The sequence below is a fragment of the Salaquimonas pukyongi genome, assembly GCF_001953055.1.
Lineage (GTDB): Bacteria > Pseudomonadota > Alphaproteobacteria > Rhizobiales > Rhizobiaceae > Salaquimonas > Salaquimonas pukyongi.
Genome location: NZ_CP019044.1, coordinates 1,865,069 through 1,888,065, shown reverse-complemented (window position 1 = coordinate 1,888,065; position 22,997 = coordinate 1,865,069). Strand labels below are relative to the sequence as shown.

The following is a 22,997-nucleotide window of genomic DNA, read 5'->3' as shown; positions in this document are numbered from 1 at the left end:
GTTCCTTTTTGAACGAGTGTTTAGTGAAGGGTTGTCTTTGCGGGCTGGGAGCGATCGGTGGCAAGCCACCGAACGGTGTCTGCATGTATCGGCAAGAGCTGGTGTCCGCTGATTTTCAGCGCCATGGCGAACTCCCCGCCTGCCGTTACGATGGTGGGAGCGCGATCGGCTGATGTAAGGCCCAAAGCACTTAGAAAAGCAGCTTCGTCCTCGCCGTTCTGCAGGCCGGATATGAGGCTCAGCATCAAGCATTCATCACGGCACAGGTGTTTTACCCCCTGGCAATGAAAGCGCAGCGGACATGCGGCGCAGCTTCCCAATTGCCGTATCAGCCGTTCGAGCCCGGCCATGGCAAGTCCGGCGGCATTGGGGTCAAGCCGGGTGTTGAATTCGTTCCAGACCGCCTCGAGCCTGGACACATCACGCATGGCAGCAAAATGCAGCCAGCCGCGGTATCCGCCCACAACCAGCCCTTCCGGCACGCGCGCCAGATAGCGTGCGGCGGAACATCCATCGTCATGTGTCGGGTCTTCAAAACGCACTGTACGCATCCTAAAAGTTCACTTCATGAGTAAACAAATTGAAAAGTTCAGTCAAACACTATAGTTTAGAACGAATCCAAACTGGAAACTGCCGATGAAACTGACCAGCCAGACCAATTATGCCGTAAGAATGCTGATGTTCTGCGATTCAAAGGCGGACCGCTCAACGGTGAAGGAAATCTCTGCGTTTTACGGTTTGTCTGAACGCTTCCTGTTCAACATTCTGCAAAAGCTGACTGCCAGGGGATATGTGGAAACGGTCCGGGGACGCGGAGGCGGGTTGCGCCTTGCCAGGCCATCAAACGAGATTAGGCTGGGCGATGTCGTGCGGGACATGGAAGAGAATTTCGAAATGGCGGAGTGTTTCGAAACAGGTGGAACCGATTGTCCGCTGATCAACACTTGTGGTCTCAACAGGGCGCTGCATCAGGCGCTGCAGGCATTCTTCGATGCGCTGAACCGCTACACCATCGCCGATCTGACCGGCAGTGAATACAATATCGATGTGCTCATGCGTTTGAACAAGGCGATGAATGAGCCCTTAAAGCAGATTTAGATGGTCAGAAGAAAGAACAGCGCATGACCGGCGGCTTCAGCAGTGAGTATCCGCTCTCCTGCAATCAAGGCTTCGTTTTTCGGCGCGATACCCGTTTGCCTTGTCTGGGGTTTGTCGGAAACCTAAATGTCGATACAGCCTAGCGCGGGGTCCGAAGACTGTTTGGAGCCTGTTCTTCTCGCGGAAGAGGCCAAACCCAATCCCGTTGAAGTTGCCGTCGTTAAAAGAGTGTGCATGAAGTGCGCCGTTTCCTGCGCCGTGTAAGAGAACATAGGCGGGGCTTCATTCCACTGCAAACCTTCCAGCTTTCGCAAGCCAAGCGCCCGGAACTGTGCCCGGTGGGGCTTTCAGTGCCTCATGCAGAAGCTGTTTCCCAAACAGATCACCCCGGAGCATACCGCATCGGATGCCAGTATCGCCTCCTTGCAGCATCAAAATAGCGAAAGCTTGGGAATTAACAGGATCGTCAATGCCATAGACCTCGCAAGCCCTGGCAATGGTTGTCTTGCCGGCTAAGGGCTGCATCACCAAAAACAAGGCCAAGTGCTTGAAATTGTTGGTGAGCGCTCAGGGATTCGAACTCTGGACCTACTGATTAAAAGTTAGCAATAGCAAATACTAAAGCATTGAAAAATAAGTAGGATTTTTGATAAGGTAAAAAGTGTGTGCACTTATGTGTGTGTGAGAAAGAAGATTTCAACTAATATCGAATGGATAGCAACACACAGATTGAACGCTTTGATCCGCTATCATAGGAGCTTCAACTGGGCGTTTTCAGGGTCTCCGATTTCGAACACCTCCCGCGCCGTTGCTATGGTAGCGCCACCCTGGAAGAGTGGCCGTTCAATGCAGTGGTTTACCACATGCCTGCCACCCCATATTTTGAGGCCCGAACCTTGATAGATGACACTCATTCGTTCGGGTCCGCAACTCCCTCCAAATATCCCGAGATGTGATGCAATAAGTTCCGCCAGTTCGGGGTCGGTCATTCCTCGGGTAATGCAGCCTGCATTGCGCTTTTGAAACCCGGCAAGCGCAATCAGAAAAACCTCCTTGCGTTCCGTTTCACTTAGGGCAGGGTAGCCTGCAAATGTTTTCTCCATTGTTCTCTCCATAGATTGTAAGCAAGGTGCTTTGCACCCTTGCCCTTCGGCGAGAACGGGGATGGGAGGGGAAAAGAAAAACCGGCCGGATGGTGCGGGCGCAGGTTCTAACCGAGCCTCGGTCCGGCTCTGTTTTTCTTTTGGGGAGAGAAGGGGCAGCGCCCCTCGGCCTTCCCCAAAGACAAGCATGGGTATGATCTAAAGTTCAGGCAGTGCTGTCAGTCGGCATTTTTGCGATCTGTATGATTAAAGCAATATCAATGACGTTCGCTTCATCAAATCGATCTACCCTTACCTCAAGAAGGTAATGGCCAAGCTGGGCCTTACCAGATGTAACTGTTTGCAGGTGGGTTAGTATGTCCTCTGGTATCTGGTTTATGTCCATTGCCTTTTCGATGAGGACGCTACCAACTTCAATCATCGCATTGATGCCAGCGTCGGGATAGGGATTGATCTCGAAAGAACCTTTCAGTTTGAGCTTGGTAACAGCATCTTGATTGCCTTCGATTATGTACTGAAGTGTTTGGCTCAATCCGTCGCGTTGCACATACTTTGCGTTGGAATTTGCGTACCATTCCGAGCCGTGCATGGCTCTGTGATAGTCACTTGCCTCAAGGCCTTCTCCCGATAGATATTTTTCTGCTTCAGTTGGGCTCCACCCATCTGCTGGATCAACCGGTTTAGGATTGTTGCGTCTGCGTGCATTTTCAAGAACTTCATTCACAATGTTCCAGACATCCTGCTCTGTGCTGGCATCTGAAGCATTGAACTGCCGGACGGCCTGAAAGCACAAATCCGGGCGGAAGAACAACAAACGCCGGAACAGTCTCTGCGCGTGACCTTTTACTTCATCAGAATGATAGGATTTGAGGTTGATGCGTATGCGTGCCTGCTCCCAACGCGCAAAACAATAGGTTACATAGAATGCAGGAACAGAGACGATGCTCAGCCAAACAGGTAGTAGTACTTCGCGCAAAGTGCTCAGATTGAAGATTGCACCGTGAGTATCGAGGGTGATTTTGGCAAACGCTACGATGAGAAGCACGACCGAAATTACCAGCAACCATGAAACCAAACTCTCCACATTTTTGTGTTCCGGCTTGTTTTGGGAGGCTGCCTGTAGCATTCCGAGCAAAGCAAACCAGGGGATGAGTAGCAGCTCTTTCCAAAGCGCAAACGTGTAAGCGACGACCATGAACTCGACAATCAAGATCATTCGGAAGTTGTCCCGAACGATTCCAGTGAAGAACTTGGTTTTATAGGGTTGGCCGATGGCACGGCCTAGCAGGATGGTTCCGGTAAAGAGTACCCAAACAATTGTCGCCTTTAGATCGGAGGGAGACCAGAAGCCAAAGCGGTACCCAATCCAGCAGGCTGCGCCCACATAGAGTGCATAGGTGAGGAATATTGCTGAGAGCTTTGGAGTTAAGGCTGCACGGAGTACGCCGACTGCGCCGCTTCGCACTGCAGGATATATCGAGAGAACCGATATGGCGATGGTAAGCCAAATCAGGACTGCGTAGTCGCGTGTAGTTAGTGCTTCAACAAGGATATTCATCACAGGTTGATGTGGTGATTTTTCTTCCTGGGTACAACATGTTGTGGCTGGTTGGATTTACATGAGATTTACATGGCATTGGTCATGAAAGCTGGATGTTCTGTAACTCGTTGAAAAACTTGGTGGCGCTGCAGGGACTCGAACCCCGGACACGCGGATTATGATTGCAGGATTGTATGCAATGATAAAATCAGGAAACTGCTATAATTTTTTGTTTTTATTACGAAAATCATTTTTTTGATGCTAAGCTTACATCATATTTTGAAGGTTTTTTTGGACAAATAATTTATATGAGATTTACACGGAGTGGCAAAAACCTACCTGACCGATGCCTTTGTTAGAGACTTTAAATGTCCTGCTGGCAAACCAGTCGAATTCGTCTGGGATCATCCCGTCACATTGGACGGACGTGTCCGGAATGGTGCTCAGCCCGGGCTTGGCCTGAGTGTTACGGCCAAAGGCTCAAAAGCCTTCGTTCATTCCTATCTGTTGAATGGCAAGCGAACCCGAAAGGTACTCGGGCCAACAGCCAAGATGACGGTCGGATCGGCCCGACTGATGGTCCAGATGCGCGAGGCCCAGATTGACGAGGGTAACGACCCTGATGCGGAGCGGATCAATTTTCGTCAAAAGCACACCATCACTGTCCGCGAGGTCATCGATCGGTATTTTGAAGAGCGCATGCATAGCCGCGGGCAGAAGCACCGTGATGAATTTTTCAGATTGATCGCACCGTGGGCCAGGCCGCTACCCCTGAACCCGCATCGCGGGAGACGCAGGGCAGGGCTGAAGGCATTCGGGGATTTGTATGGTGATACGCCTGCGGCGAACGTCACCCCCCAGCATGTGAGCCGCTATCTTGGGCAGATCGAAAACGATCACCGCTACAACGGTGCACTACGCCAGATCAAAACACTTTTTAACTGGGCGATACGCATGCAGCTGGTGGACATGCGTAATCCTGCATCCCCGTTTGAGGTCCGCAGGACCTTGAAACAGCGCCGCGATTATTCTCAGGAAGAGGTGAGGGCGATTGCACGGCACATTTTTCATCCTTGCTATGAAGCTGTTCCGGTGCTGCCTGATGGAAGTGGCCGGGTGCGTCAGTGTGCTGGCCTGGAAATCGCACGCAAGAAGCAATACAACGATATGCACGCTGAACTCTGCCGATACATGGGCATACTGTTTCTGACGATGGCAAGACCGCTGGAGGTCAGGAGCGCGGAATTCGCCCACTTTGATCTGAACAGACTGATTTGGCATAAGCACCATACAAAGGGCATTCTGCTTTCCAGGGCACGGCACGAATATGCTTACCGGTCTGTCCCCATCCATCCAAAGGTGGCTGAACTTGTCGAGCGCCAACGGCTGCGCTGGCCTGACTCGCGGTTCGTCTTTCCCAACCGCACAGACCTTTCACGCCCTCGCGATAATTTCCAAAAGGGGATTTGCCGGTTCAGGGAATTGCCGGACGTACCTGACCATTTCCAGCTCTATGACTTAAAGCGCATTGCCATTTCCCTGATGCTGACGGGGCAGGGGGTCCCGAGAGAAGCCGTATCCCACTATGTCGATCACAAGGGTAATCTTGAAACCACTATGATCTATGATCTGGGATTTGTTGACCCTATGCGGCCGGTTACGGAGCGGCTGGGGGAGTTGCTCGGCGTGTAATTTTTCATGGAATGTTTGACAGTTTGAGCGGGGATCGCTGGACTTTGTATTGAACGCCCCGTGCGGAAACATTCAAAATGAAAGCCAAGTCATGCAACCTTCTCCCGCTCTGATCGTCACTGAAGCTGATCTTGACCAGCTTCTTCAACGCGCTGGCCAACTGGCCGCAATGAATGCCATCAATCAGCTCCGGGCTGATCTGGTACAAGACCCTGATGAGGTCTGCCTCCGCAGACTGAGAACGTATCTGCAAGACAGAACTTCAATTTCTGCTCCGAGAGAATGCTGGGCCTCAAGCAAAGTCATTCGAGCAGTTAATAGGGGCCGAAATGGCCGCCCGAAATCGGTTTCCTGGTTTCAGAACTTTAAGCGCAAAAGCGGGCTTGATGGATACCCCAGCCGCCGCTCATCTTCGCATCGTAGCCTGCAGGAATGGACGTTTGAGGATGTGGCTAATGCTTGGGATTGCTTTCTGCAATCAAGTTAACGAATTTTTCTGGCCACGCATTAACCCGACCGGCAAGACAGCGGAACTCAATTGACTTGTTGTTGTTTTAGCCGGACAGATCAATTCCCACGACCTCAATCGCTTCTACATTTTCGATTTTTTCGCATATCTTGAGAGCTGCTTGATGCAGGTTATGGATTAATTCTTTAAAGGTCAGGCGAGGCTCACCCTTCCTTGCCTGCCAGTATGTCTTTTTTCCATGATAGGTGACTACAAGGAACCCGTGAGTTGCCGCTGCCGGTTTCAAATACTTCTCTATGATCTGATCACGAATGGTGGCCTCCAATTCGTTGTAGGTCCAGCTATCTGCGATCTTGATCTCAATTGGAATATGATGAGGCAAACCCGGTCGGTGGATGCTTATATCCGGCTCGTTTCTATCTTCCTGTTCCTCTTCCCGAACATTGGAATAGACGCTACCTCGTCGGCTATTTAGTTCTCTGGCTAACGCAAGCTGAATGACTCGTTCATCATGCTTCCGAGTGGGCCAGTCGACATGATCCTGGCGTAGTGCTTGTTTGTTAGAGAATTGGCCGTTTTCGATATCATCTCGAATGTCGTCTAGACGGTCCTCAACAACCAAAAACAGCTCTGCGACATTTCCGGGATTAAGTTCGTGCGACCGCATGAAACTTAAAATATCTTCCGGAGACCACGGTTCCAGGTCAGCGTCTCGGGTCGCCCGCTCATCAGCAAGCACTTCGAACCGCTCATTTGACCATTCGAATTCGCGCTCATTGCGTAATTCAAGCAATGTCCGAACGGTAGCTTCGCCAGGAATATTCAACAGCATACCCACAAGATAGCTTCTGGCACCCTCTGCATGGTCCCGATGATTTGGTGTGTAACTACCCTCGTGGTGGTTGTCTTCATTTCGCCGAACGTGCTGGTAGGCAAGAACAATCAGCTTCTTAAGGCTAGGGACCCGGCGAAACTCCTGTAGGTGCGGACCAAGTTGGTAGCTGTGGGAATCGAACATGAAAGTAAGAAGTGAGATGATCAACTCGTCTCTATCAGCCTGCTTCCTTTGAGAGCGCAGCCACGATTCGAGCGCAGAGAGCGCGGAGTCCGAATCAATACCAATCCAAACAGCCAGCCATCTGATGCGATGATACCGTTTGCGGCTTTTGTGGAACCATTTTTGGGCAGTTGAAAGCAAGGAGTTGCGATCAAGTTCATCTGCGAAAGCAATAACTCGAACGGCGTTCTCCAAACATCGCGCAGACAAAGGCTGCTCTTGATGTAACAGAGCAATGAGCCATTTGCTGGTTATGCTCCTTAGCGGCTCTGGTGCTTGGGCGAATCCGTCAAGGAAACGGATGCGGTTATCGTCAGGTTTCCGTCGAAATTCACGTCGAAACACTTGGACGATTTGCTCAGCCACTTCATCTGCCCGGGTGGTCCACAATCGGTTAGCTGTTTCTGAGATGCCACCAATATCCAGCATCAAGTATGCCGTTGCTAGGCGAATGTCCTCCAAGTTGAGGGATTGGGCCCAATTCGGTGTTTCTCGTGCTTCGATTTCAATGCCCAAGCGTCCTAAATCGCACCTGTTTGTCAGCTTTGAACGATATAGCAATGTCGTTGGATCATATGAGCGCCAGAAATTAATGAAGGCATCTCTGGCAGCGGATGGCACATCGCTACCAAACGCGTCTTCCAGTTTTTGATAGTCAGCGTACTCTTCGACATCGTGGCCGCATTTTCGTTTTAACCATCTTGTGAGATCATACAGATCTCCAAATTGGGCCTGCTCTCGCAGTTGATCAGGATTGTCCTTGAGACGATTTCTAAACGCGATCCAGCTATCCTTGGCTTCCCTTGTTCGGATGTCGCGTTTACGCTTAATATTCTCCATTTCGCGAGCATGTTTTTTCTCCCATTCCGGCGGCTCAACCGGCGGTGGATCAATTAAGTCGTTAAGAGCACTAACAAGAACGTCGCTATCTGCGATAGCGGTTCGAATTTCTGTGAGGGCATCATCCTTCTCGCCAGAGCGAAACCACACGCCGAAAGTACCATTGAGAATGCACTCTCGTTCTTTGGTTATTTGATCCTTGCGGAGATCGGCCAACAGCCACTGAAAGTCTTTTTCGCCTAACTTCCAAGCGGCGCTAAACGCTTCTCCTCTAAGAAAGACCCAAGGGCCGAACTTATCCTTGAGTGCATCATCAACTGAGAGAAAAAACTGCTGACGATTACTCCCTGGATTCGCACTGAGCGCTTCGCACAGTCTCTTAAATGGATCACTGATTTCATAATCACCGGCATGCCGTGTCATGATTGAAAGATCACGACAAATCACGGCGGTTTCGGAGTTCAATGGCGCATGCTTCAACTGGCCTATGTGCCAAGCTATCAATTCCAGAAGCGGAGCTTTGAGATGCCTGTACTTGAGCGAATAACTGCGCTTTTCATGTGCAGTTGTTGGTTTCTTTTTCAGAAGCTTCCACATTCCGGCGATGACGACATCAGGTTCATCGCAACCAAACTCACGAAACAGTTCACCGAGCGCATAGACAATTCCAGAATGCACCACACGTTCAGATGAGCGTGGAAAGTCGGAGATTAGCTTCAGTAGCTGGGCACTGGACAAGACTGGGCGCACACAGCGCAGGGCTGGCTCGATCGCACGGCTTGGGTAACTTCTCCGGTGTTTAATAAGATGAGCCAGAAGCTTTTCCTGCTCATGTGTACTGCCTATTTCAGCTAGAGCACGCGCGCCGAGTGATATCTGGTAGGAGCGGTTTCGTTGTGTCGCCGCCGACAATGCAATATCCGAACAGGCCTCAATTTTACCAATCCAGATCAGTCGCAATAGCAGTTCGCGTGTTTCTCCCGACTGGTGACTGTTCTCCCAAAGCTTTTGAATTTTTGATGCTAATTCTGGTTGGGCAAGCCAACCCAATTGTTGAATATTGATACTAATTCCGGCATCGTTTCGTCCCTCATAGGAAGCTGCAAACTTCTCCAGAAAATGCTCCTTAGCTGCCAAAGGAAGGTTCCCTGGGTCTCCATATTCGACCAAGACCTCAGGTGCGGCGGCGAGCACTTTCTCGCGAATGCGTGCGTTCTTTTGTGCAATCCAAGCAGTAACCGGTCGTAGTGACGGTCGGATTCTGACCTTTCCATATTTTTGTTGAGAGAGAAGGTGCCATAGGCGAGGTATTGAGCAGCCATGCGAAAGCTGCTCAAGCAGCCACTCCGAGGTCAGGTATTCCTGCGTTTCTCGGTTGTGGAAGCGGACACGACCGTTGCTCGCGGGGTCGAAAACCGCCCGCCCCATCAAAAGACGCTGCTCTACCGGTGTCCAGTCCTTAAGAACCTTTGATGGTTCGAGTGAAATGTCATCTGCTGCTGCTTTGTAACCTTCAAACGGCCACGCGATATATCTCTTTTGGCCAAAAGTCATTGCTGCGGCGACGAGTTTGGCACCTTCACGAGCCCGGTCAAAACTCAGTTGATCTTTTCTCTTCTTTTCAGTTGTTGGCTCATGCAGGCGCTGTTCAAGTGACCATTCGAGTGCCGCTGTTTTTGACGATATTGCTCCGAATTTTTCCCAATAGTGGATGAGTTCCAGCAAATCCAAGGGTCTTGTGGCGAGGCTGGTTGCTCCTGAACTGTCTACCTCCGAGAAAAACCGATCCACTTCCTGGGTGCCGCAGCCTTCTGCAATCTGCTTTGCTTGATTTCTTGTAAGTGGTGCAAGACCGACGATATTGATGGTGTCGTGTGCCGGCTTGCCTTCATCTTCAGAGGACGAGTAGGGCTCTTGTTGCTCTTCGCTCGAATTGTCCTTGAACAAAGGGGCGAGGAGTGCCTCGTCTGCATCTATCGGTTCAGTTTCTTTTGGGAGTGCTGACTTTGTACGAGGACTAGGTAGAAACGTTTCAAACTCAGAAAGATCTTGGAAATCCTCCCAGTCGGAGACCCTGCAGGAAAGAAGTATTGTTGCCCGGTGTGCATGTTCGCCAAGGCCAGCTTTCAAGTTCGAAAGTGCTTCGTTGAAACTATGCCCATTCAATCGAGCCTCATCGAGTGAGTCCGCGAAAATCACAGCTTCGCGATTGCTCTTTTGCCACGCTGAATACCGTTCCGCATCGTCCGTGGTTTGAAGCGTTTTTGTCAGGCTCCGAGTAGCAAGTGTGTTGAGTGGAAAATAAAATGCGTCCTTTATGCCTTCATCGTTGATGAGGCGCGCTCTCTCTCGCATTTCTGCGGTTTTGCCTGCGCCCGCTCCAGCTAGAATTACAGATCGTTTGTACTCAAGCAGCTGTTCCCAAGACTGAGAGCCAAGGTACCTTCCATCTCCGAACGCATGATATGTAAGTTCCCAATCATCTTCATCTTTGTACGGCATGAACTGCCGTTCAACGTTTATCCATTGAGTAGTGATCGGCATGCCACGTAGTTTCTATATTCGTTTAATTGACGTTTGGTTGTTTCAAATTGAAAGCTTGAGAAGCTTATCACATTATTCGGGCAATGTTTGTGGTGGTGCAATCGTCTTCACCACATATTTTGCGCCATCTCCCTCTCTTTTTTCCTACAATATCAAGGATGTGCCAATCAGCGGAGAAGTCTGCTTTTTGTAAAACTAGCGTCCTGTGAAATTTGGCCGCAATATTCATCAAGTTTGAGTTACAATTTCTCAAAACCCAAGATAACTCCATGAATGAAGATAGAAAAAAAAGACTACTGCCGATTGCAAGAATTCACCCAATTGCTCGCGGGGATCACCGAAACAAGTTGGATGAACGCGGCAAAGTGCCGTTTATCGACAACATGAGACGCGCGGAACGTCGCAAGCTGAAACGAGAGGCCAAGAGGATAAGTGTTGGGTATGTAAAGCTGATCCGATCACTCCAGAAGTCAGGTTGTGGATTTCCAATTGATCAGGCAATCCGTGAATTTGCCGTCGAGTACAATCACCGCTTCGCAAGTTCGGGAACTGAAACTCAACCAGTCAACTTCGACTACATGGAACCGTTTTGCGAAGTCGGTCTAATCAAGGATTGTGCCCCGTGTGTTCGCATTGCTCCAGAGCATAATCACGTTTTCAACGTGTCGGATTTTTTCAACCACATCACATCTAGCGAACAGCCGGAGTTCGATCCGATAGCTTTATTGAAACTACCAAATGACAAGATTTGGCATTTCACTACAAACGGCCATGTCATGGACCTTCGGTTTGCAATGGACACTGGAAACGAATTTGTGGTTTCCGGATTCTCCATGATCCGAAGGGGCTCTTCAATGCATTGGATACTCTTGGGAGGCGAAACGCTCAGCCCGGAAGAATGGAAGGAGCGAACCGACGCTCCTCGTAAGCTAGACCTTGGCGACGTTCCTCCGGAAAAACGGGCATTTCTAAATGAGGCGCTGGAACGTGGAGATCGAACTATTGGGAAGCCTAGAGTCCTGGAAGGCACGGACCGAACCATCAGAGCAATTGTCTGCGGAGAATTTGATCTCACCTCCCGAAAGCACATCGGACGCTGTCTGCTGATGGAGTCGGACAACAGTTTCGAAGTACTATGCGATAATCCGGAAATATTCCGTACCTCTGATCTGAAGGCCGGAGAGATAGAAGAAATGAGGTCGATAATGATTGAACGTATGGAAGAGTACGCTGTGTTGTGGAACCTCTCAGACGGGCTGCTTCAGTTGCCGGACTACTTCTCGCGCGCCTATGCAATCAGCATGGAAGACCTTATGGAATCCGGGCTCAATATCACGCGGGTGAGCAAGGGGGGAAGGGGTTGAGCGGCAACTATGAAGTTATTCCGGCACTTGATGTTGCAGAAAAAACCGTAAGTTCTGCAGTGCATAAACTGAAACTGAGGCACTTCGAGGTCGAGACCGAAGGGCATTGGCGAAAACTCAAGCCCGATCAGCGAGGCAAGGATCAACACGGTAACACCGTAACCGGGAAAACATGGGTTCTATCTTCCAACAAGTGGCGTGCCAGACCGCGTGAGGATCGCGCAATCTATATGAAAGATCCGCTGGCACTCGCGAAAGCAAAAGTTGAGGAAGTCGCCGCCGCCGCGCAAAGACGTTCAACGAAGGGTTCGGCTAGCAAAGAAGACGTAGATACTAATGTGGTCTACCTACTGCGCTGTCACTTTATGGAGCATGAAGTTTATAAGGTTGGCTGGACAACAAAGACTGCGGAAGAAAGGGCGCAGGAATTGTCCAGAGAAACTGGCGTGCCATCTGCATTCGTGGTTGTAAAATATTGGCAGCACCAGAACGCGCGAGAACTCGAAAAGGAGGTTCATATGATGCTTTCCCCGTACAGGATCAATGAACGCAGGGAGTTCTTTAAGGTTGATGCAGATATCATTATCCGAATAATCGAAGAGACCCTTGTTCGGGTCGCCAAATAAGAATGGCGTGAGGGACGAAACTGCGAGCTACCACATCTTCCGCGCCATCTCACGTTCTTCCTCCCCGATAACATCAAGATAGATCGCCGTGGTGCTGAGCCGGGCATGTCCAAGCCATCGCTGCACAAGATGAACGGGAACGCCTGACCGAATGGCATGAACACCGAAGGTGTGGCGCAGCACTTTGGGCATGGCCTGCTGCTCTGCGATCCCTGCTTCACACATCACCTGTTTCACAGTCTGCCAGGCCCGTGTTCGCCCCCAGGGGAACAGTCGATGGCCGAAAGTTAGCCCGACTAGTTCTTCAAGGAGGTGTGCCGGCACCGGAACACGCCGCATGGCACCGCTTCGTCGCTTTTTCAGGGAGTGGATGACGATCACACCTTCTTCCAGAGAAATGTGCTCTCCGCGTAGCGCCAGCGCCTCGGAGATCCGGCATCCGGTGAACAAGAGTACCTGACAGAAAAGCCGGACCTGCCGTTCCTGACGATTAACGACCGCTATAAATCGCTGCCGTTCTCCGGCTGTCAGGTATTTCCGCCGCCCCTCGTGCGTATAAAGCGACATCACGCCCGTCATGGCCGGTTCCTTCCGGTCGGACGGGCATGCTGATGGCGTATTGCGCTGTCTTTCCTTGTTTTGCGGATTTCGGCCCATCTTCGGTGAACAGAATTATCCATTCTGTTCGGTGAGATGGAAAACCCGTTCAGGCTAACGGGTTGAGAACCTGCTTAGCAGGCCCGACATGAATCCTACCTGAACGGAATCCGGCAGTTCAACCCCTAATTTCCGCGATCCGGCAGGCTTCTGAACACTTTGGATAATTCTGTTCAATTCATGACCCTGAACGGAGTTATCCGATGAACAAATCTACAGGTATCCTTGCGGTCTGCGGCGCGGCAGTTGGCGGCTTTATCGGCTGGTCCACCAAACCGGGGCCTTCCTTCTCCACCTTCGCGAGCGCCAATCCCGAGCAAGCCTATATGGGGGAAGTCACCCTGCATGTTCTGATGTGGGCTGCAGGTGCGGCAGCCATCTGCGCGCTACTTGGCTTCCTGATGAGCAAGGGCAGCAAAGATGCGTAGCGTATCAGCTCTTGCGGCCAGTCTCGTTCCGCCCCTCGCTTTTCTCACCGCCTGCACCGGACTTGAACCCGGCAGCGAACCGTTTGAGCGTTATCGCGCAGAAATTGCAAAGTCCGGGTTCAACTCGGATGAGCATATGGACCTTCAGAGTGGGTTCGGTTTCAAGACCCTTGCCGAAGCGAAAGAGGCTGCCGACACCCATAAGGGCCAGAAAGGCTCAGTCTCCGGCTATGTCGAAGACATTCAGGTGAATGGCAACCGCGCCACACTGCACCTGCTGCCGGTTCGCTCCACTGAACTTGGCTTCCGTTGCATCGGCGAACCGGAGTATGCCCGTCCCGCTTGCCTGAGAGAGAAGCGCTCCATCTACAACTCGAGCGTCACCTGTCATATCGACAACTGGGCCGCCCTCGACAACGCCACCGGCAATGTTCTTCTTAAAAATCTGGAGTACCACTGGGACCACGTCAAAGCCTGGGACCACATGTTGGTGGCTGGCATCATCGACGACTCCGAACAGAAACTGAAGACCTGGACGACTATCGGTACGGGCGGGGGTGTCGGGGCAGGTTTCGGCATGTCCGGCGGGCTCGGCAAAGACGGTTTCTACTACCAGACCATCCACTTGAAGAACTGCCGCGTCTACACCTGGCGCAGCGTCCACCTGCCATACTGAGAGGTTCCCTTATGTCTACCATGTGGAAATGCCGCTTCTGTGAAGCTGATGTTGCCCCCAATGCCTCCGGCTGCCCCAAATGCGGCGGCCAGTTCGGCGTGTCGGAACGGGCTTTTATGCGTACCCAGGCCAGAATGCGCGAGAACTATGAGAGGGAGAAAGCCGGGCTGCCGCCCAAGAGCGCTTGGGGCTGTTCTGTCGTCCTTGCGGCATTCGTGGCTGGTACCGTTGCTTTATGGTCCGGCACAGCTGATGCGGCTGAAAGCTGGACGACCACCCAGAACCGGACCTTTGTCAGCAATGCTGGGAATGCAAGCCTGACCACTGTCTGCGATGACGGGCAGGGCATCCACGAGCCTTCTGTTTCTTTTTATCTCAAAGGAGACAGCCGCATTCGCCCTGCCAATCCGCTGTGGGGGATTGAGGTCTGGGCTGGCGAGAAACAGATCTACAATACGACCTCCCGCTTCGGGGAAACCAAATTCGGGTGGGGCACTCTTGTCGAAACCAAATATATTCTTGCTGCTTTGCGTCATGGCAGCAAACTGGTCTTCGACTGGGGACGACATGCGGAAGACCGCACTGTCTTCACGCTGAAGGGGTCCGCAGATGCTCTGGACAGATGTTTCAATGTCAGAAAAAGCGAACCGGCCTATGCAACAAGCTTCAATGACATCGTGGGCCTGAAAACCGGCGCTTCGTTCAGCGCCGTCTCAAAACGCCTGTCCGCGCATATGCCGAAGAACCGTACCATTGTCAGTGACGGCAGCGCCACGTTCTATGGCGAAACCATAGAATCCAACGTGTCGGTCCACTTTGACCGGGGAGTCGAGTTCATCAATACAAATTATGAGGAAGGCGAGCGCATCAAAGTTGCATTGTCTCCTGACCCGATGGGCAAGCGGGTTCTCACCATTACCCGAACCCTTGACTATGAGACTGACGGACCGCGCATGAACGCGCCCGACGCGGGTAGAGTTCTGGAAGCCCTGAAAGCCAAGTACGGCATGCCATCGAGCTGGCAGAAGAAACAGGATGGTTCAGGTGGTATGATTGTCTGGGTGTTCAATCCTGACAACGGTGAATCCTACGGCAACCATTATCCGCTGGAATGCCTTGAATCCCTCAAAGTAAACGGCCCTGACTGGCGCTGGGTGCAGGACCAGCGGGCGATGAACTTTTCCTACCAGGCGTTGGGCAAGCCGGACCAGAAGGCGTGCCGCTATCTCAAGGTCACCTACAGCACCAGAGGTCCGCTGCTCAACTATCTGGCCACGCAGCTCGTGGACATTCCGCTGATCAAGGAAACGATCATCCGCCTGCACGGCAAGATGAAGCAGGAATCAGCGCAAAAGGCACAGAAAGTTCGGGAGAAGTCGAAAGGAGTGGAGACGAAGTTGTAAGGTGCACAGCCTAGACGACCTTGCTTGGCGCTTGTTCATTAGACCGGTTGACCTTCCGTTTCACGTTTTTATGGAACTAATTTTGATTGTTGATTGAAGATATCTTGTTGTCGTTAGCAAATATACGTCTTATATGATGCGACCCAGCTCATGAATATCGTCGGTTGCATTTGTCAGCAAGAATTCAAGAATTCGGCGTATATCTTCATTGAAGTGGTTGTACCTCAACCAAGGAGCTTGATGCTCTTTTCCAAAGCCGACAAAATTTCCTTTTTCTGTAGTTGGTCAAGTTTAGACGATTCGAGAAGTTTTTCCATTCGGGTTTGGTCGAAATTTCGAATTTTTTGAAGGATGTATTCGGCCTTGTCCTTCTCATTGGCGGCAATGTTTGGAAGTTCGACAAGACCTTCCAGCCATTTATCACATTCGTCAACACCGTGAGCGCCAAGAACCGTTCGCTTCATTTCTGGTGAAAGGTCTTTGCGTCTTACTTTCGAGATTTTGTATTTCTCTCTTACAAGGAAAGCCCGGGAAACGATAGCGTTAGGATTGTTTAGGGCTCGCGTCATTATCAAGCCAGGACAGGTGCCGTGATCGCTGACTGGTCCTAAAAGTATGACTTTTGCACCAAACATACCTTGACCAAGCTTCATTGGCCCAAAAAGCTGTGTCCCTTGTTGAATAGGAAAAGAAATGCCAGATGCATCCCTTTCATCTCCGGTTGTGGCGCTGGCATGGCTCCAAAACTGGGTGTAGGGTAATTGATCATTTGGGCCGGCCAGCAAAAGCCGAGTTCTTACAAGAGAATGGTCGCTGTTGGTCGCAAGTCGGAAGCAAGCGAAGCTTACAATCGGAGCTGTTTCGATTGATTGATCGGCGGGAAGGAAACGTTCGTAGTCTTTGCGAAAATCCGCCTCAGTAGCCGAGAAGAAATTGTGTGCCAACCTTGCTGCTGCGGCGGGTACGCTACCGCTACGGTACTGTTCCAGTTTGCCCTTCGAAAACTTTCTGTTCTTTATGTCTTGGTAGACCTTCTCTAGATTGCACCATTGCTCTGATAGCTGTTTCTGCTTTTGCCAAACCGCAAGTTTTTCCGGGTCGGTAGTAGGTGCATTGTCCAAAATGTGCGTTGCCACTTTGTGGCAAGCCTCCGGATCTAATGTGTCATGGTGGTGACGTCGAATGAAATTGCCCAGACGGTTGCCAGGCTTAGATTGTGAAGTAGTTGGAGTCTCGCCAAGCGCTTTTTCAGCCAGTTCTTTGAGCGTAGGGCGGTCATTTTTTGAGGCAGCCCAAGTCCAGTGATCGACCAGAAATGCCAACGTGTCCCACTGATCTAATTCAACCCATCCCTTTGTCCAGAAGTTCAAGTAAGTTTGTTCTTCCTTCCCCACGATTCCCCTCCGCTTTTGCAGCCTTGCTCCTCTAACATACAACCGCCGTTGTGTAACCTTCTCCCATGGAAATGCAATGGTTCATGGGAGAGCTGCAATTTGCCATGGGAAAGATAGTTATGGTCAGTAGTTCGCACATTGGGTGCCTGAAAATGATTTGCTTGAGCGCAGAGACAAGAATGGATGATTGGTAAATTTCAGTCTAGAATTGTGAAACAAATATCCTTGGTTCGACCTACAATCGGGAGTGTAAACAATGATCTTGGGTAATCACAACGAGCAGCCTGTTCTCAAAGTTGATCTGATCCTTATTGAAGTTCGTTTCAGACCTCCAAGGGAGCGGCTTGATGAACTCTAGAGCGCTCTCGAACATTCCGTTCGGGTTCAGTCGCCCGCTTTTAGCTGCCAGGCGCAGCCAATGCCCGACACGTCACTACACGACGTGCCGGGCATTGTTGTTTCTACGGAGGTGGGAATGACAGAATTCAAGTAGTTGGCCGGGATCGCACCACTCGTTGGGTGCCAGAAACGGAAGCGCCGGCCCGTGAAGGGGCCGGCACTAACGGGACAAAGCACTGAGAGTTTGATCCTGGCTCGAATCTAAACCCAGCAACCATGACCGGTGGACGGTCGCGCGCGAACGCACCGTCCTGCTCGGATCACCGGTTGCAGTTCAGACAACCGATAGGTGTAACTATGATTGTACCCAAACTGCTCGGGATTCCCGAGAACGAACCCGCTTGCCCTGACGAAAGGGTGCGGGAAACAGGTGGCGACTGCGGCGACAAGCCGAAACCGCCGGAAACGAAACAGAAAGATGCGCATGATCCTCAAACCTGCCTGGATCACATTCGCGAGAACCTCGCGGACGGCATCGGCGGGATTGAAGGATTGCCGGACATCGTCTTGGGCAACATGGACGCTTTCAACAACTCCACACTTGCGCTCATCTTTATGATCTACGTCACATACCAACTCTACAAGACTGATGAAGGTCGGGCGATGATGCGTGCCATGTTGGCTGCGATCATTCGCCAGAAATACCAGAAGGTTGTGACGGGAAAAACGGAACGTATTGGCAAGGTTGGCGACAGCGTTCGCCGTTGTAACCTGTAGGATGTTCCGGCGCTGAGGGGCGCGTTGCCGCCCCTCATGCGTTTTTATGAATATTATCCTATCACACCAGCGGGCGGTGGCAAGGAAAATCGGTCGGGAAGTTCTGGCTGGGGTGGGGGTAGAGTCCGAGTCTGGCCCGAAAGCGCATTGCGTCACAGCATTGCGCTCTGGCAGCCGCGCGATAGCCGCATCACCGGTCCGCTGCGCTGCGTCCATGTCCCTCGCCAAACGACAGATACTCAACCGTTTGCGACGAGATATCGTCGCACAACCCTCGAAACAGTGCATATCTGGTCGGTCTTGACAAGGGGAAACGGCGGCTGGCGAATCAGCCGATGGGAACTGCGGGGATAATGTTCTACCCGCCGGGAGTGCCATGGAGCCTCCGTTTGCCGCATCGATTCGTCTCATCATTGTACGTCACGCGTTAACAAAACCCTAACCTGCAATGCCTTGTGCCTTGTTGTTCCACAGGTGATGGTCCTCTCGCTGTGCTCATAATCACGCTTCATAACAATACAATGCTGGCCCCTTATGCCCATTGTGAGCATAAAACATATGGGAACTGAATGTGGCCTGAACAAGAAAAAGCCGCCCGAAGGCGGCTTCTTGCTGGGAGCCTCAACTCCTGATCCACCCATCCCTCCTCGCCTTATCGGCATATTCGGACAGGGTGAATGCCGGGGTGAAGTAGACATCCCGTTCAACAGGCAGCCCGAGAAATCCCCGAAGTTCGTCAATCTCGGACAGTCTCACCGATCCGATCTCGGGACAACCGTGTCCGAGATCGCAAAGACCATAGGCGATATCGGGATCATCCGGCTCGGTTGACACGAGAAGCCAGGTGCAATTGGCATCGGGCGTGAAGAGCTTCACCACGGGTTTCAGATCATCGATTCCCGTTTCGGCAATGCGCCGGCCGTTAAGGGCCAGCGCTGCCTTGTGTTCGTCAAGGAGGAGCTTCACTTGCTTTCTCCTTCATCGGTTGCCTTGATGCGGCGGATGACCGTCCGGCCTTCGACCAGCGGCGAGTAATTGATCGCCAGGTTCAATCCGTCCTTGTCCTTGTGTTCCCAGGCCACGCCGATCTTGGTCCAGCGGGCAGTGTCGCCATCGCCCACAACGTGGAAGATTTCGTGGGTGGGGTTGTTGGTCTTCGTCTTTTTCATGACGTGTTCTCCTTTTCGTTTTCTGTTCAGACCTCAGCGCCTGTCGCTTTGGTCAGGAGCGAAAAAGGGTTGATCGCCAGGATGACCGGCAATGTTTCTTCTCGGGAGCCCGCCGCTTGCGGGTTCAAGGGCGAATGGAGCGGAAGACAACTTGACGGGAGGCCGCGGAAACCAGCTTCCTGAAAACCAAACGACCCGGGCCTGAGGCAGGAAAACAAAGGGAACCGGAATACCGGAAACAGACGCGGCAACCCTCCACGATCTTTCACGGCGGTTGCGCCATGACTGCGTTGGAGCAGGCAGGGAAGACAGGACAGACGGCAGGAACGCTTCGAGGAATGCCGCCGGGCGAACCGGCTCCGCAGCACCAAGGGAAGATGCTGAATGCAGGAATTGTCCGACATCGGACATCGGGCAGCGCTGGCCCGGGCGTGCCGTCACTACCCGCAAATCGGGTAGTGACGGCACTGCGCTTTCCAAGGCTCACTGGCGCTTGATCGCCCATCCGCTGAAATGCCCGGCAAATGATGACGGCAAATCTGCATAATTTTTCCGCAAAGAACTTGTCTTGTTCATGTTTTGTTTTTCTACTCGGAACAGGTCCAGATAACTGACCGGAACACCGAAGCTTTTTCCCTGAAAGGAGAACAGAAATGTTCGCAATGACCACCGGACCGCCAGAAGAGGGCGGTCGGACCGGTACTCGTGGCTACTGCCATGACCTGCCGGTGCCCATGAGGGCACTTCGCCCATGCAAATGCATGGGGCTAGGCTCATACCGCTCCACAAGGAGTTCATCTTACCCCGGCCATTCCGTGGGTGACTCCGCGGGTTGACCTGATCTACGGACAGGCAACGGCCATCAACACTAACCGCAAATAAGGAAGTGAAGATGGACGACTTGTCTATGGATTTGCGACGGCTATGCCGCCGCAGCAAGAATGGTTCTTTCGGAACCCGCAAGAACCGTGAACGCGGCCTGGCCGCGATTTCTCTGGAGTTGAAGGCGTTGGGCTACAAGCTGCCTTCGGCACGATCTCTGAAACCCAAACATGTGACCGCACTGGTTGAGAAGTGGCAGTGTGCTGATCTCGGCAATGATACAATCAAGAACCGGCTGGCCTGGGTTCGATGGTGGGCCGAAAACGTCAACAAGGCTTCTGTTGTGCCGAGAACCAATGAGGAGCTTGGCATTATCACAAGGGCCGTGCCCGCTAATCGGGCGATGGTACTTGAACCGTCGCAGCTTTCCCGGATTCGGGATGTGTATGTGAAAGGTGCGCTGCTGCTGCAGGCAGCTTTCGGATTGCGGCGGGAAGAGGCGATCAAGTTCCGGCCGGTCTATGCTGATCAGGATAGTTTCATCCGGTTGAAGGCTTCCTGGACCAAAGGGGGACGGGCTCGCAACGTCCCGATTACCTCAAAGCACCAGCGTGAGGTGCTTGATCTGGTCAAGCGCATTGCCCGGGACGGGGCGCTCATCCCTCCGGGAAAAACCTATGTGTCCCAATTGAAGCGGTATGAACGGGAAACCCTGAGCGTAGCCCTTCGAAAAACCCACGGCCTGCGCCACCGCTATGCCCAGAAACGCTTTCGGGTGCTGGCAGGTTTTGCCTGTCCTTTGGAGGGCGGCAAAACCCGCCGCGAAATGACTCCGCAGGAGCGGGAGGCGGACCGCGCGGCCCGGATGCGGGTTTCCCGTGAGTTGGGTCATAATCGGCTTTCAGTGACAGATACCTATCTCGGAAGTGCCGAGCATGATGGTTGATGACATGGCTGCAACGACCGAAGTTGCACGTTCAGCTTATGCCGCCGAGTTATTTGACGTGGAAGCCATCCGCCGCGGCATCATCGAGCATGCCCGTGAGGGATACAGTTCCTACCGGATTTATCAGACGATGCCGTTTGATCTGGCGCAGGAGCTGCCCACACAGCGGTTGCTGGTCTGGCTCAAGGCCGAAGGATTTCAGGTGGCGTGGCAGCCCACCTGTGAGCCAGGCGATCCGTATCGCCCGCTTACGGCCTTTGAGTATCCCGAGCTGGAAATCTTCTGGTAGATGGGGCCGTCTTTGCTTGTGATCCTGTGGGTGATTTCCTACATCGGCTTTCTGGCGCTGGACCGGCTTGTTGTGCTGGTGTTTTTGACCAGCACCTGGCTGTGGCGCTATGCCAGAAGAAAAGGGCGGCAACGCCGCCCTTGATGGCATGATGCCATCAGATGGCATCAAGACGCTGTCTGGCTCTGGCACAGTGCTTTTGTTCCAGTTCAACGCCGATGTACCGCCTGCCGCTGAGTGCAGCGGCAAGTGCGGTCGTGCCTGATCCCAGAAACGGGTCCAGGATAACATCGCCGCGTTGGCTGAATGCCTCGATGAGGGGCTTGATGATGTCGATGGATTTTTCCGTGGGATGGTGGCGATTACCGGTGTAATGCCAGGGCTGAACATCCGGGATCGGATTGTTCGGCCGGTCCGGTCTGCCCTTGGCCAGAACGAATGCGGCTTCATGCTGATACTGCATGAAACCTGTCGATGAGGTGTATTGCTTTGGCCAGACAATCTGCCCAACGACCCGGAAGCCTGCGTCTTTCCATGCGGCTGTGAACTCTGCGATGGCAGTCCAGCCGTAAAAGGAGATGCAGTAGCTGTCAGGTTTCAGGACACGGTAGACCTCGCCAAAGACCGGCATGACCCGGTCTGCGTTGCGATCATTGGCAACGGTGCGACCGTGACGATCCTTGTATCCGCAGATATAGGGCGGGTCGGTGATCACAAGGTCGGCAATGCCGGAGTTGAACCCGGCCAGAACCTCTGCGGCATCACCGCAGTGAACCTGGTTCACCGGTGTGGAGGAGAGGGCGAAGTCAGATGACTTCGCCCGGTAGGCTGTGTGGAAGCTCATGATTGAGCCTCCTCTTTGGAACTCTCCTTCTGATCGTCCTTGGGTTTGTATTTCTGGCCGACCAGTCGTCCTTTCTCCAGAGGCAGGTACTTCAGGTCTATGAAGAGGTAATCCTCGTTCTTGTTTATCCAGGCGGCTCCGACTTTTACCCATCGTGCCTTTTCATCGCCTTCACCCGTTACATGAAAGATTTCATAGGTGGGGCGTTTGCCTTTTTTGGTTTCTTTGGTCATGGTTTTTCCTTTCCATTCGTTTTTGCGACCACCCTGTGTGGCCGGTTGGAAAGGTCTCGGGGACGGTTGGACGAAAAAATCAAACTTCTTCTCGGGAGACCGCCCCGCTTGCGGGTTCCCGGCGGCGGAAGAGTTTTATTTTTTTGGCAAAGCGGCCCACTTTCCATCAATCCGGCAACAGGGTGGAAGCCGAATGGAAACGGGAAGCATCAAACAGAAACCAGGCAAAGGTGAACCGGCTTTGGAAAACCTGTCATTGCGGTGAAGCAGGAAATGGCACATGCGGTAATGGGCGCTGGAAAATGAGGCGAGATGCATTCAGTCCTGAGTCTGCATTGGGGTAAGGCACTTGGTGCCAGGAAACACCAATGCTCGGTCGAGCAGATAGAGGTGCAATAGCCAGGAGATCTGAATAGCGGCAGCACAGATAGCGGAGATTTCGTTGGCCACTTTTGCAAGCGATGTGGTAAACTGAGGGTATGAGCAAAGTTACACAAAAAGCAGCATCGTCAGGGCGTTTTGTCACCAAGCCTATCGGGCGTTCAAAAGCGGCCAAGTTTACTGCGGTCGAGGGAATGTCCCTGAGCAAACGGTCAAGTGACATCATGACCAACCTTGAGAAAAGTGGTCTTAAGGGGGAGGCTCTTCGCGGTGCCATCACCGGAAAATTCAAGAAGAAGTAGCCGC

General features: G+C 52.3%; 23 protein-coding genes. 12 read left to right on the top strand and 11 right to left on the bottom strand.

What is annotated here, in order from left to right; translation table 11 throughout:
- Nucleotides 1-20 precede the first annotated feature (20 nt).
- Nucleotides 21-551, bottom strand: a complete 531-nt coding sequence (locus BVL55_RS09195) for a hypothetical protein (protein WP_075996640.1) — start codon at nucleotides 549-551, stop codon at nucleotides 21-23.
- An 85-nt stretch (nucleotides 552-636) separates the two neighbouring features.
- Between BVL55_RS09195 and BVL55_RS09190 the strand changes: the two genes are divergently transcribed.
- Complete coding sequence (locus BVL55_RS09190; RefSeq protein WP_075996639.1) at nucleotides 637-1,098, top strand: Rrf2 family transcriptional regulator; 462 nt, start codon at nucleotides 637-639, stop codon at nucleotides 1,096-1,098.
- A gap of 749 nt (nucleotides 1,099-1,847) precedes the next feature.
- Here the strand turns inward: BVL55_RS09190 and BVL55_RS09180 are convergent.
- On the bottom strand, nucleotides 1,848-2,201 hold the full coding sequence (locus tag BVL55_RS09180) for a hypothetical protein (RefSeq protein ID WP_156892496.1): 354 nt from the start codon (nucleotides 2,199-2,201) through the stop codon (nucleotides 1,848-1,850).
- 205 nt (nucleotides 2,202-2,406) lie between these two features.
- Nucleotides 2,407-3,759: a DUF3995 domain-containing protein gene (locus BVL55_RS09175; RefSeq protein ID WP_075996636.1), complete on the bottom strand. Its 1,353-nt coding sequence runs from the start codon at nucleotides 3,757-3,759 to the stop codon at nucleotides 2,407-2,409.
- Nucleotides 3,760-4,065: 306 nt separating this feature from the next.
- Here BVL55_RS09175 and BVL55_RS09170 point away from each other — a divergent pair, with 306 nt between their 5' ends.
- Nucleotides 4,066-5,433, top strand: coding sequence for a tyrosine-type recombinase/integrase (locus BVL55_RS09170; RefSeq protein WP_083649466.1), 1,368 nt, complete (start codon nucleotides 4,066-4,068; stop codon nucleotides 5,431-5,433).
- Between the two features lie 554 nt (nucleotides 5,434-5,987).
- Here BVL55_RS09170 and BVL55_RS09160 read toward each other — a convergent pair.
- Nucleotides 5,988-10,343, bottom strand: coding sequence for an NACHT domain-containing protein (locus BVL55_RS09160; RefSeq protein ID WP_075996634.1), 4,356 nt, complete (start codon nucleotides 10,341-10,343; stop codon nucleotides 5,988-5,990).
- A gap of 269 nt (nucleotides 10,344-10,612) precedes the next feature.
- On the opposite strand from BVL55_RS09160, the gene BVL55_RS09155 reads away from it, so the two are divergent.
- Both BVL55_RS09155 and BVL55_RS09150 read left to right on the top strand, forming a co-directional pair.
- On the top strand, nucleotides 10,613-11,707 hold the full coding sequence (locus BVL55_RS09155) for a hypothetical protein (RefSeq protein WP_156892495.1): 1,095 nt from the start codon (nucleotides 10,613-10,615) through the stop codon (nucleotides 11,705-11,707).
- On the top strand, nucleotides 11,704-12,333 hold the full coding sequence (locus tag BVL55_RS09150) for a GIY-YIG nuclease family protein (protein WP_156892494.1): 630 nt from the start codon (nucleotides 11,704-11,706) through the stop codon (nucleotides 12,331-12,333). Before BVL55_RS09155 ends, BVL55_RS09150 begins: the two co-directional genes overlap by 4 nt.
- A gap of 27 nt (nucleotides 12,334-12,360) precedes the next feature.
- Here BVL55_RS09150 and BVL55_RS09145 read toward each other — a convergent pair whose 3' ends face one another.
- Entirely contained in the window at nucleotides 12,361-12,912 is a 552-nt protein-coding gene (locus BVL55_RS09145; protein WP_075996631.1) for a tyrosine-type recombinase/integrase, read from the bottom strand.
- A gap of 281 nt (nucleotides 12,913-13,193) precedes the next feature.
- On the opposite strand from BVL55_RS09145, the gene BVL55_RS09140 reads away from it, so the two are divergent.
- The 3 genes from BVL55_RS09140 to BVL55_RS09130 all read left to right on the top strand — a co-directional run bounded on the left by BVL55_RS09140 (nucleotide 13,194) and on the right by BVL55_RS09130 (nucleotide 15,497).
- Nucleotides 13,194-13,418, top strand: coding sequence for a hypothetical protein (locus tag BVL55_RS09140; RefSeq protein ID WP_075996630.1), 225 nt, complete (start codon nucleotides 13,194-13,196; stop codon nucleotides 13,416-13,418).
- On the top strand, nucleotides 13,411-14,094 hold the full coding sequence (locus BVL55_RS09135) for a hypothetical protein (protein ID WP_075996629.1): 684 nt from the start codon (nucleotides 13,411-13,413) through the stop codon (nucleotides 14,092-14,094). The genes BVL55_RS09140 and BVL55_RS09135 overlap by 8 nt, the downstream gene beginning before the upstream one ends.
- A 116-nt stretch (nucleotides 14,095-14,210) precedes the next feature.
- A complete protein-coding gene (locus BVL55_RS09130; protein ID WP_162841481.1) occupies nucleotides 14,211-15,497 on the top strand; it encodes a hypothetical protein in 1,287 nt (428 codons plus the stop codon).
- 224 nt (nucleotides 15,498-15,721) lie between these two features.
- Here the strand turns inward: BVL55_RS09130 and BVL55_RS09125 are convergent, their stop codons facing one another.
- Nucleotides 15,722-16,891 carry a hypothetical protein gene (locus tag BVL55_RS09125; RefSeq protein ID WP_156892492.1) on the bottom strand — a complete coding sequence of 390 codons (1,170 nt, stop codon included), beginning with the start codon at nucleotides 16,889-16,891 and terminating at the stop codon, nucleotides 15,722-15,724.
- A gap of 696 nt (nucleotides 16,892-17,587) precedes the next feature.
- Between BVL55_RS09125 and BVL55_RS09120 the strand changes: the two genes are divergently transcribed.
- Entirely contained in the window at nucleotides 17,588-18,007 is a 420-nt protein-coding gene (locus BVL55_RS09120; RefSeq protein WP_075996626.1) for a hypothetical protein, read from the top strand.
- Nucleotides 18,008-18,628: 621 nt separating this feature from the next.
- Here BVL55_RS09120 and BVL55_RS09115 read toward each other — a convergent pair.
- The 3 genes from BVL55_RS09115 to BVL55_RS09105 all read right to left on the bottom strand — a co-directional run bounded on the left by BVL55_RS09115 (nucleotide 18,629) and on the right by BVL55_RS09105 (nucleotide 19,929).
- Nucleotides 18,629-18,973, bottom strand: coding sequence for a DUF2958 domain-containing protein (locus tag BVL55_RS09115; RefSeq protein WP_075996625.1), 345 nt, complete (start codon nucleotides 18,971-18,973; stop codon nucleotides 18,629-18,631).
- Nucleotides 18,970-19,176: a hypothetical protein gene (locus BVL55_RS09110; protein WP_075996624.1), complete on the bottom strand. Its 207-nt coding sequence runs from the start codon at nucleotides 19,174-19,176 to the stop codon at nucleotides 18,970-18,972. Before BVL55_RS09110 ends, BVL55_RS09115 begins: the two co-directional genes overlap by 4 nt.
- A gap of 483 nt (nucleotides 19,177-19,659) precedes the next feature.
- Nucleotides 19,660-19,929 carry a hypothetical protein gene (locus tag BVL55_RS09105; protein ID WP_156892491.1) on the bottom strand — a complete coding sequence of 90 codons (270 nt, stop codon included), beginning with the start codon at nucleotides 19,927-19,929 and terminating at the stop codon, nucleotides 19,660-19,662.
- A gap of 139 nt (nucleotides 19,930-20,068) precedes the next feature.
- Here BVL55_RS09105 and BVL55_RS09100 point away from each other — a divergent pair, with 139 nt between their 5' ends.
- The 3 genes from BVL55_RS09100 to BVL55_RS16520 are packed head-to-tail and all read left to right on the top strand — an operon-like array spanning nucleotide 20,069 to nucleotide 21,377.
- Entirely contained in the window at nucleotides 20,069-20,944 is an 876-nt protein-coding gene (locus BVL55_RS09100) for a phage integrase N-terminal domain-containing protein (protein ID WP_075996622.1), read from the top strand.
- Nucleotides 20,934-21,233, top strand: a complete 300-nt coding sequence (locus BVL55_RS09095) for a hypothetical protein (RefSeq protein WP_075996621.1) — start codon at nucleotides 20,934-20,936, stop codon at nucleotides 21,231-21,233. The genes BVL55_RS09100 and BVL55_RS09095 overlap by 11 nt, the downstream gene beginning before the upstream one ends.
- Nucleotides 21,234-21,377, top strand: a complete 144-nt coding sequence (locus tag BVL55_RS16520; RefSeq protein WP_156892490.1) for a hypothetical protein — start codon at nucleotides 21,234-21,236, stop codon at nucleotides 21,375-21,377.
- 13 nt (nucleotides 21,378-21,390) lie between these two features.
- Here the strand turns inward: BVL55_RS16520 and BVL55_RS09090 are convergent, their stop codons facing one another.
- Both BVL55_RS09090 and BVL55_RS09085 read right to left on the bottom strand, forming a co-directional pair.
- Complete coding sequence (locus BVL55_RS09090) at nucleotides 21,391-22,077, bottom strand: DNA methyltransferase (RefSeq protein ID WP_205410777.1); 687 nt, start codon at nucleotides 22,075-22,077, stop codon at nucleotides 21,391-21,393.
- On the bottom strand, nucleotides 22,074-22,310 hold the full coding sequence (locus tag BVL55_RS09085) for a hypothetical protein (protein WP_075996619.1): 237 nt from the start codon (nucleotides 22,308-22,310) through the stop codon (nucleotides 22,074-22,076). Before BVL55_RS09085 ends, BVL55_RS09090 begins: the two co-directional genes overlap by 4 nt.
- 479 nt (nucleotides 22,311-22,789) lie before the next feature.
- On the opposite strand from BVL55_RS09085, the gene BVL55_RS09075 reads away from it, so the two are divergent.
- Nucleotides 22,790-22,993: a hypothetical protein gene (locus BVL55_RS09075; protein ID WP_075996617.1), complete on the top strand. Its 204-nt coding sequence runs from the start codon at nucleotides 22,790-22,792 to the stop codon at nucleotides 22,991-22,993.
- Nucleotides 22,994-22,997: the final 4 nt, after the last annotated feature.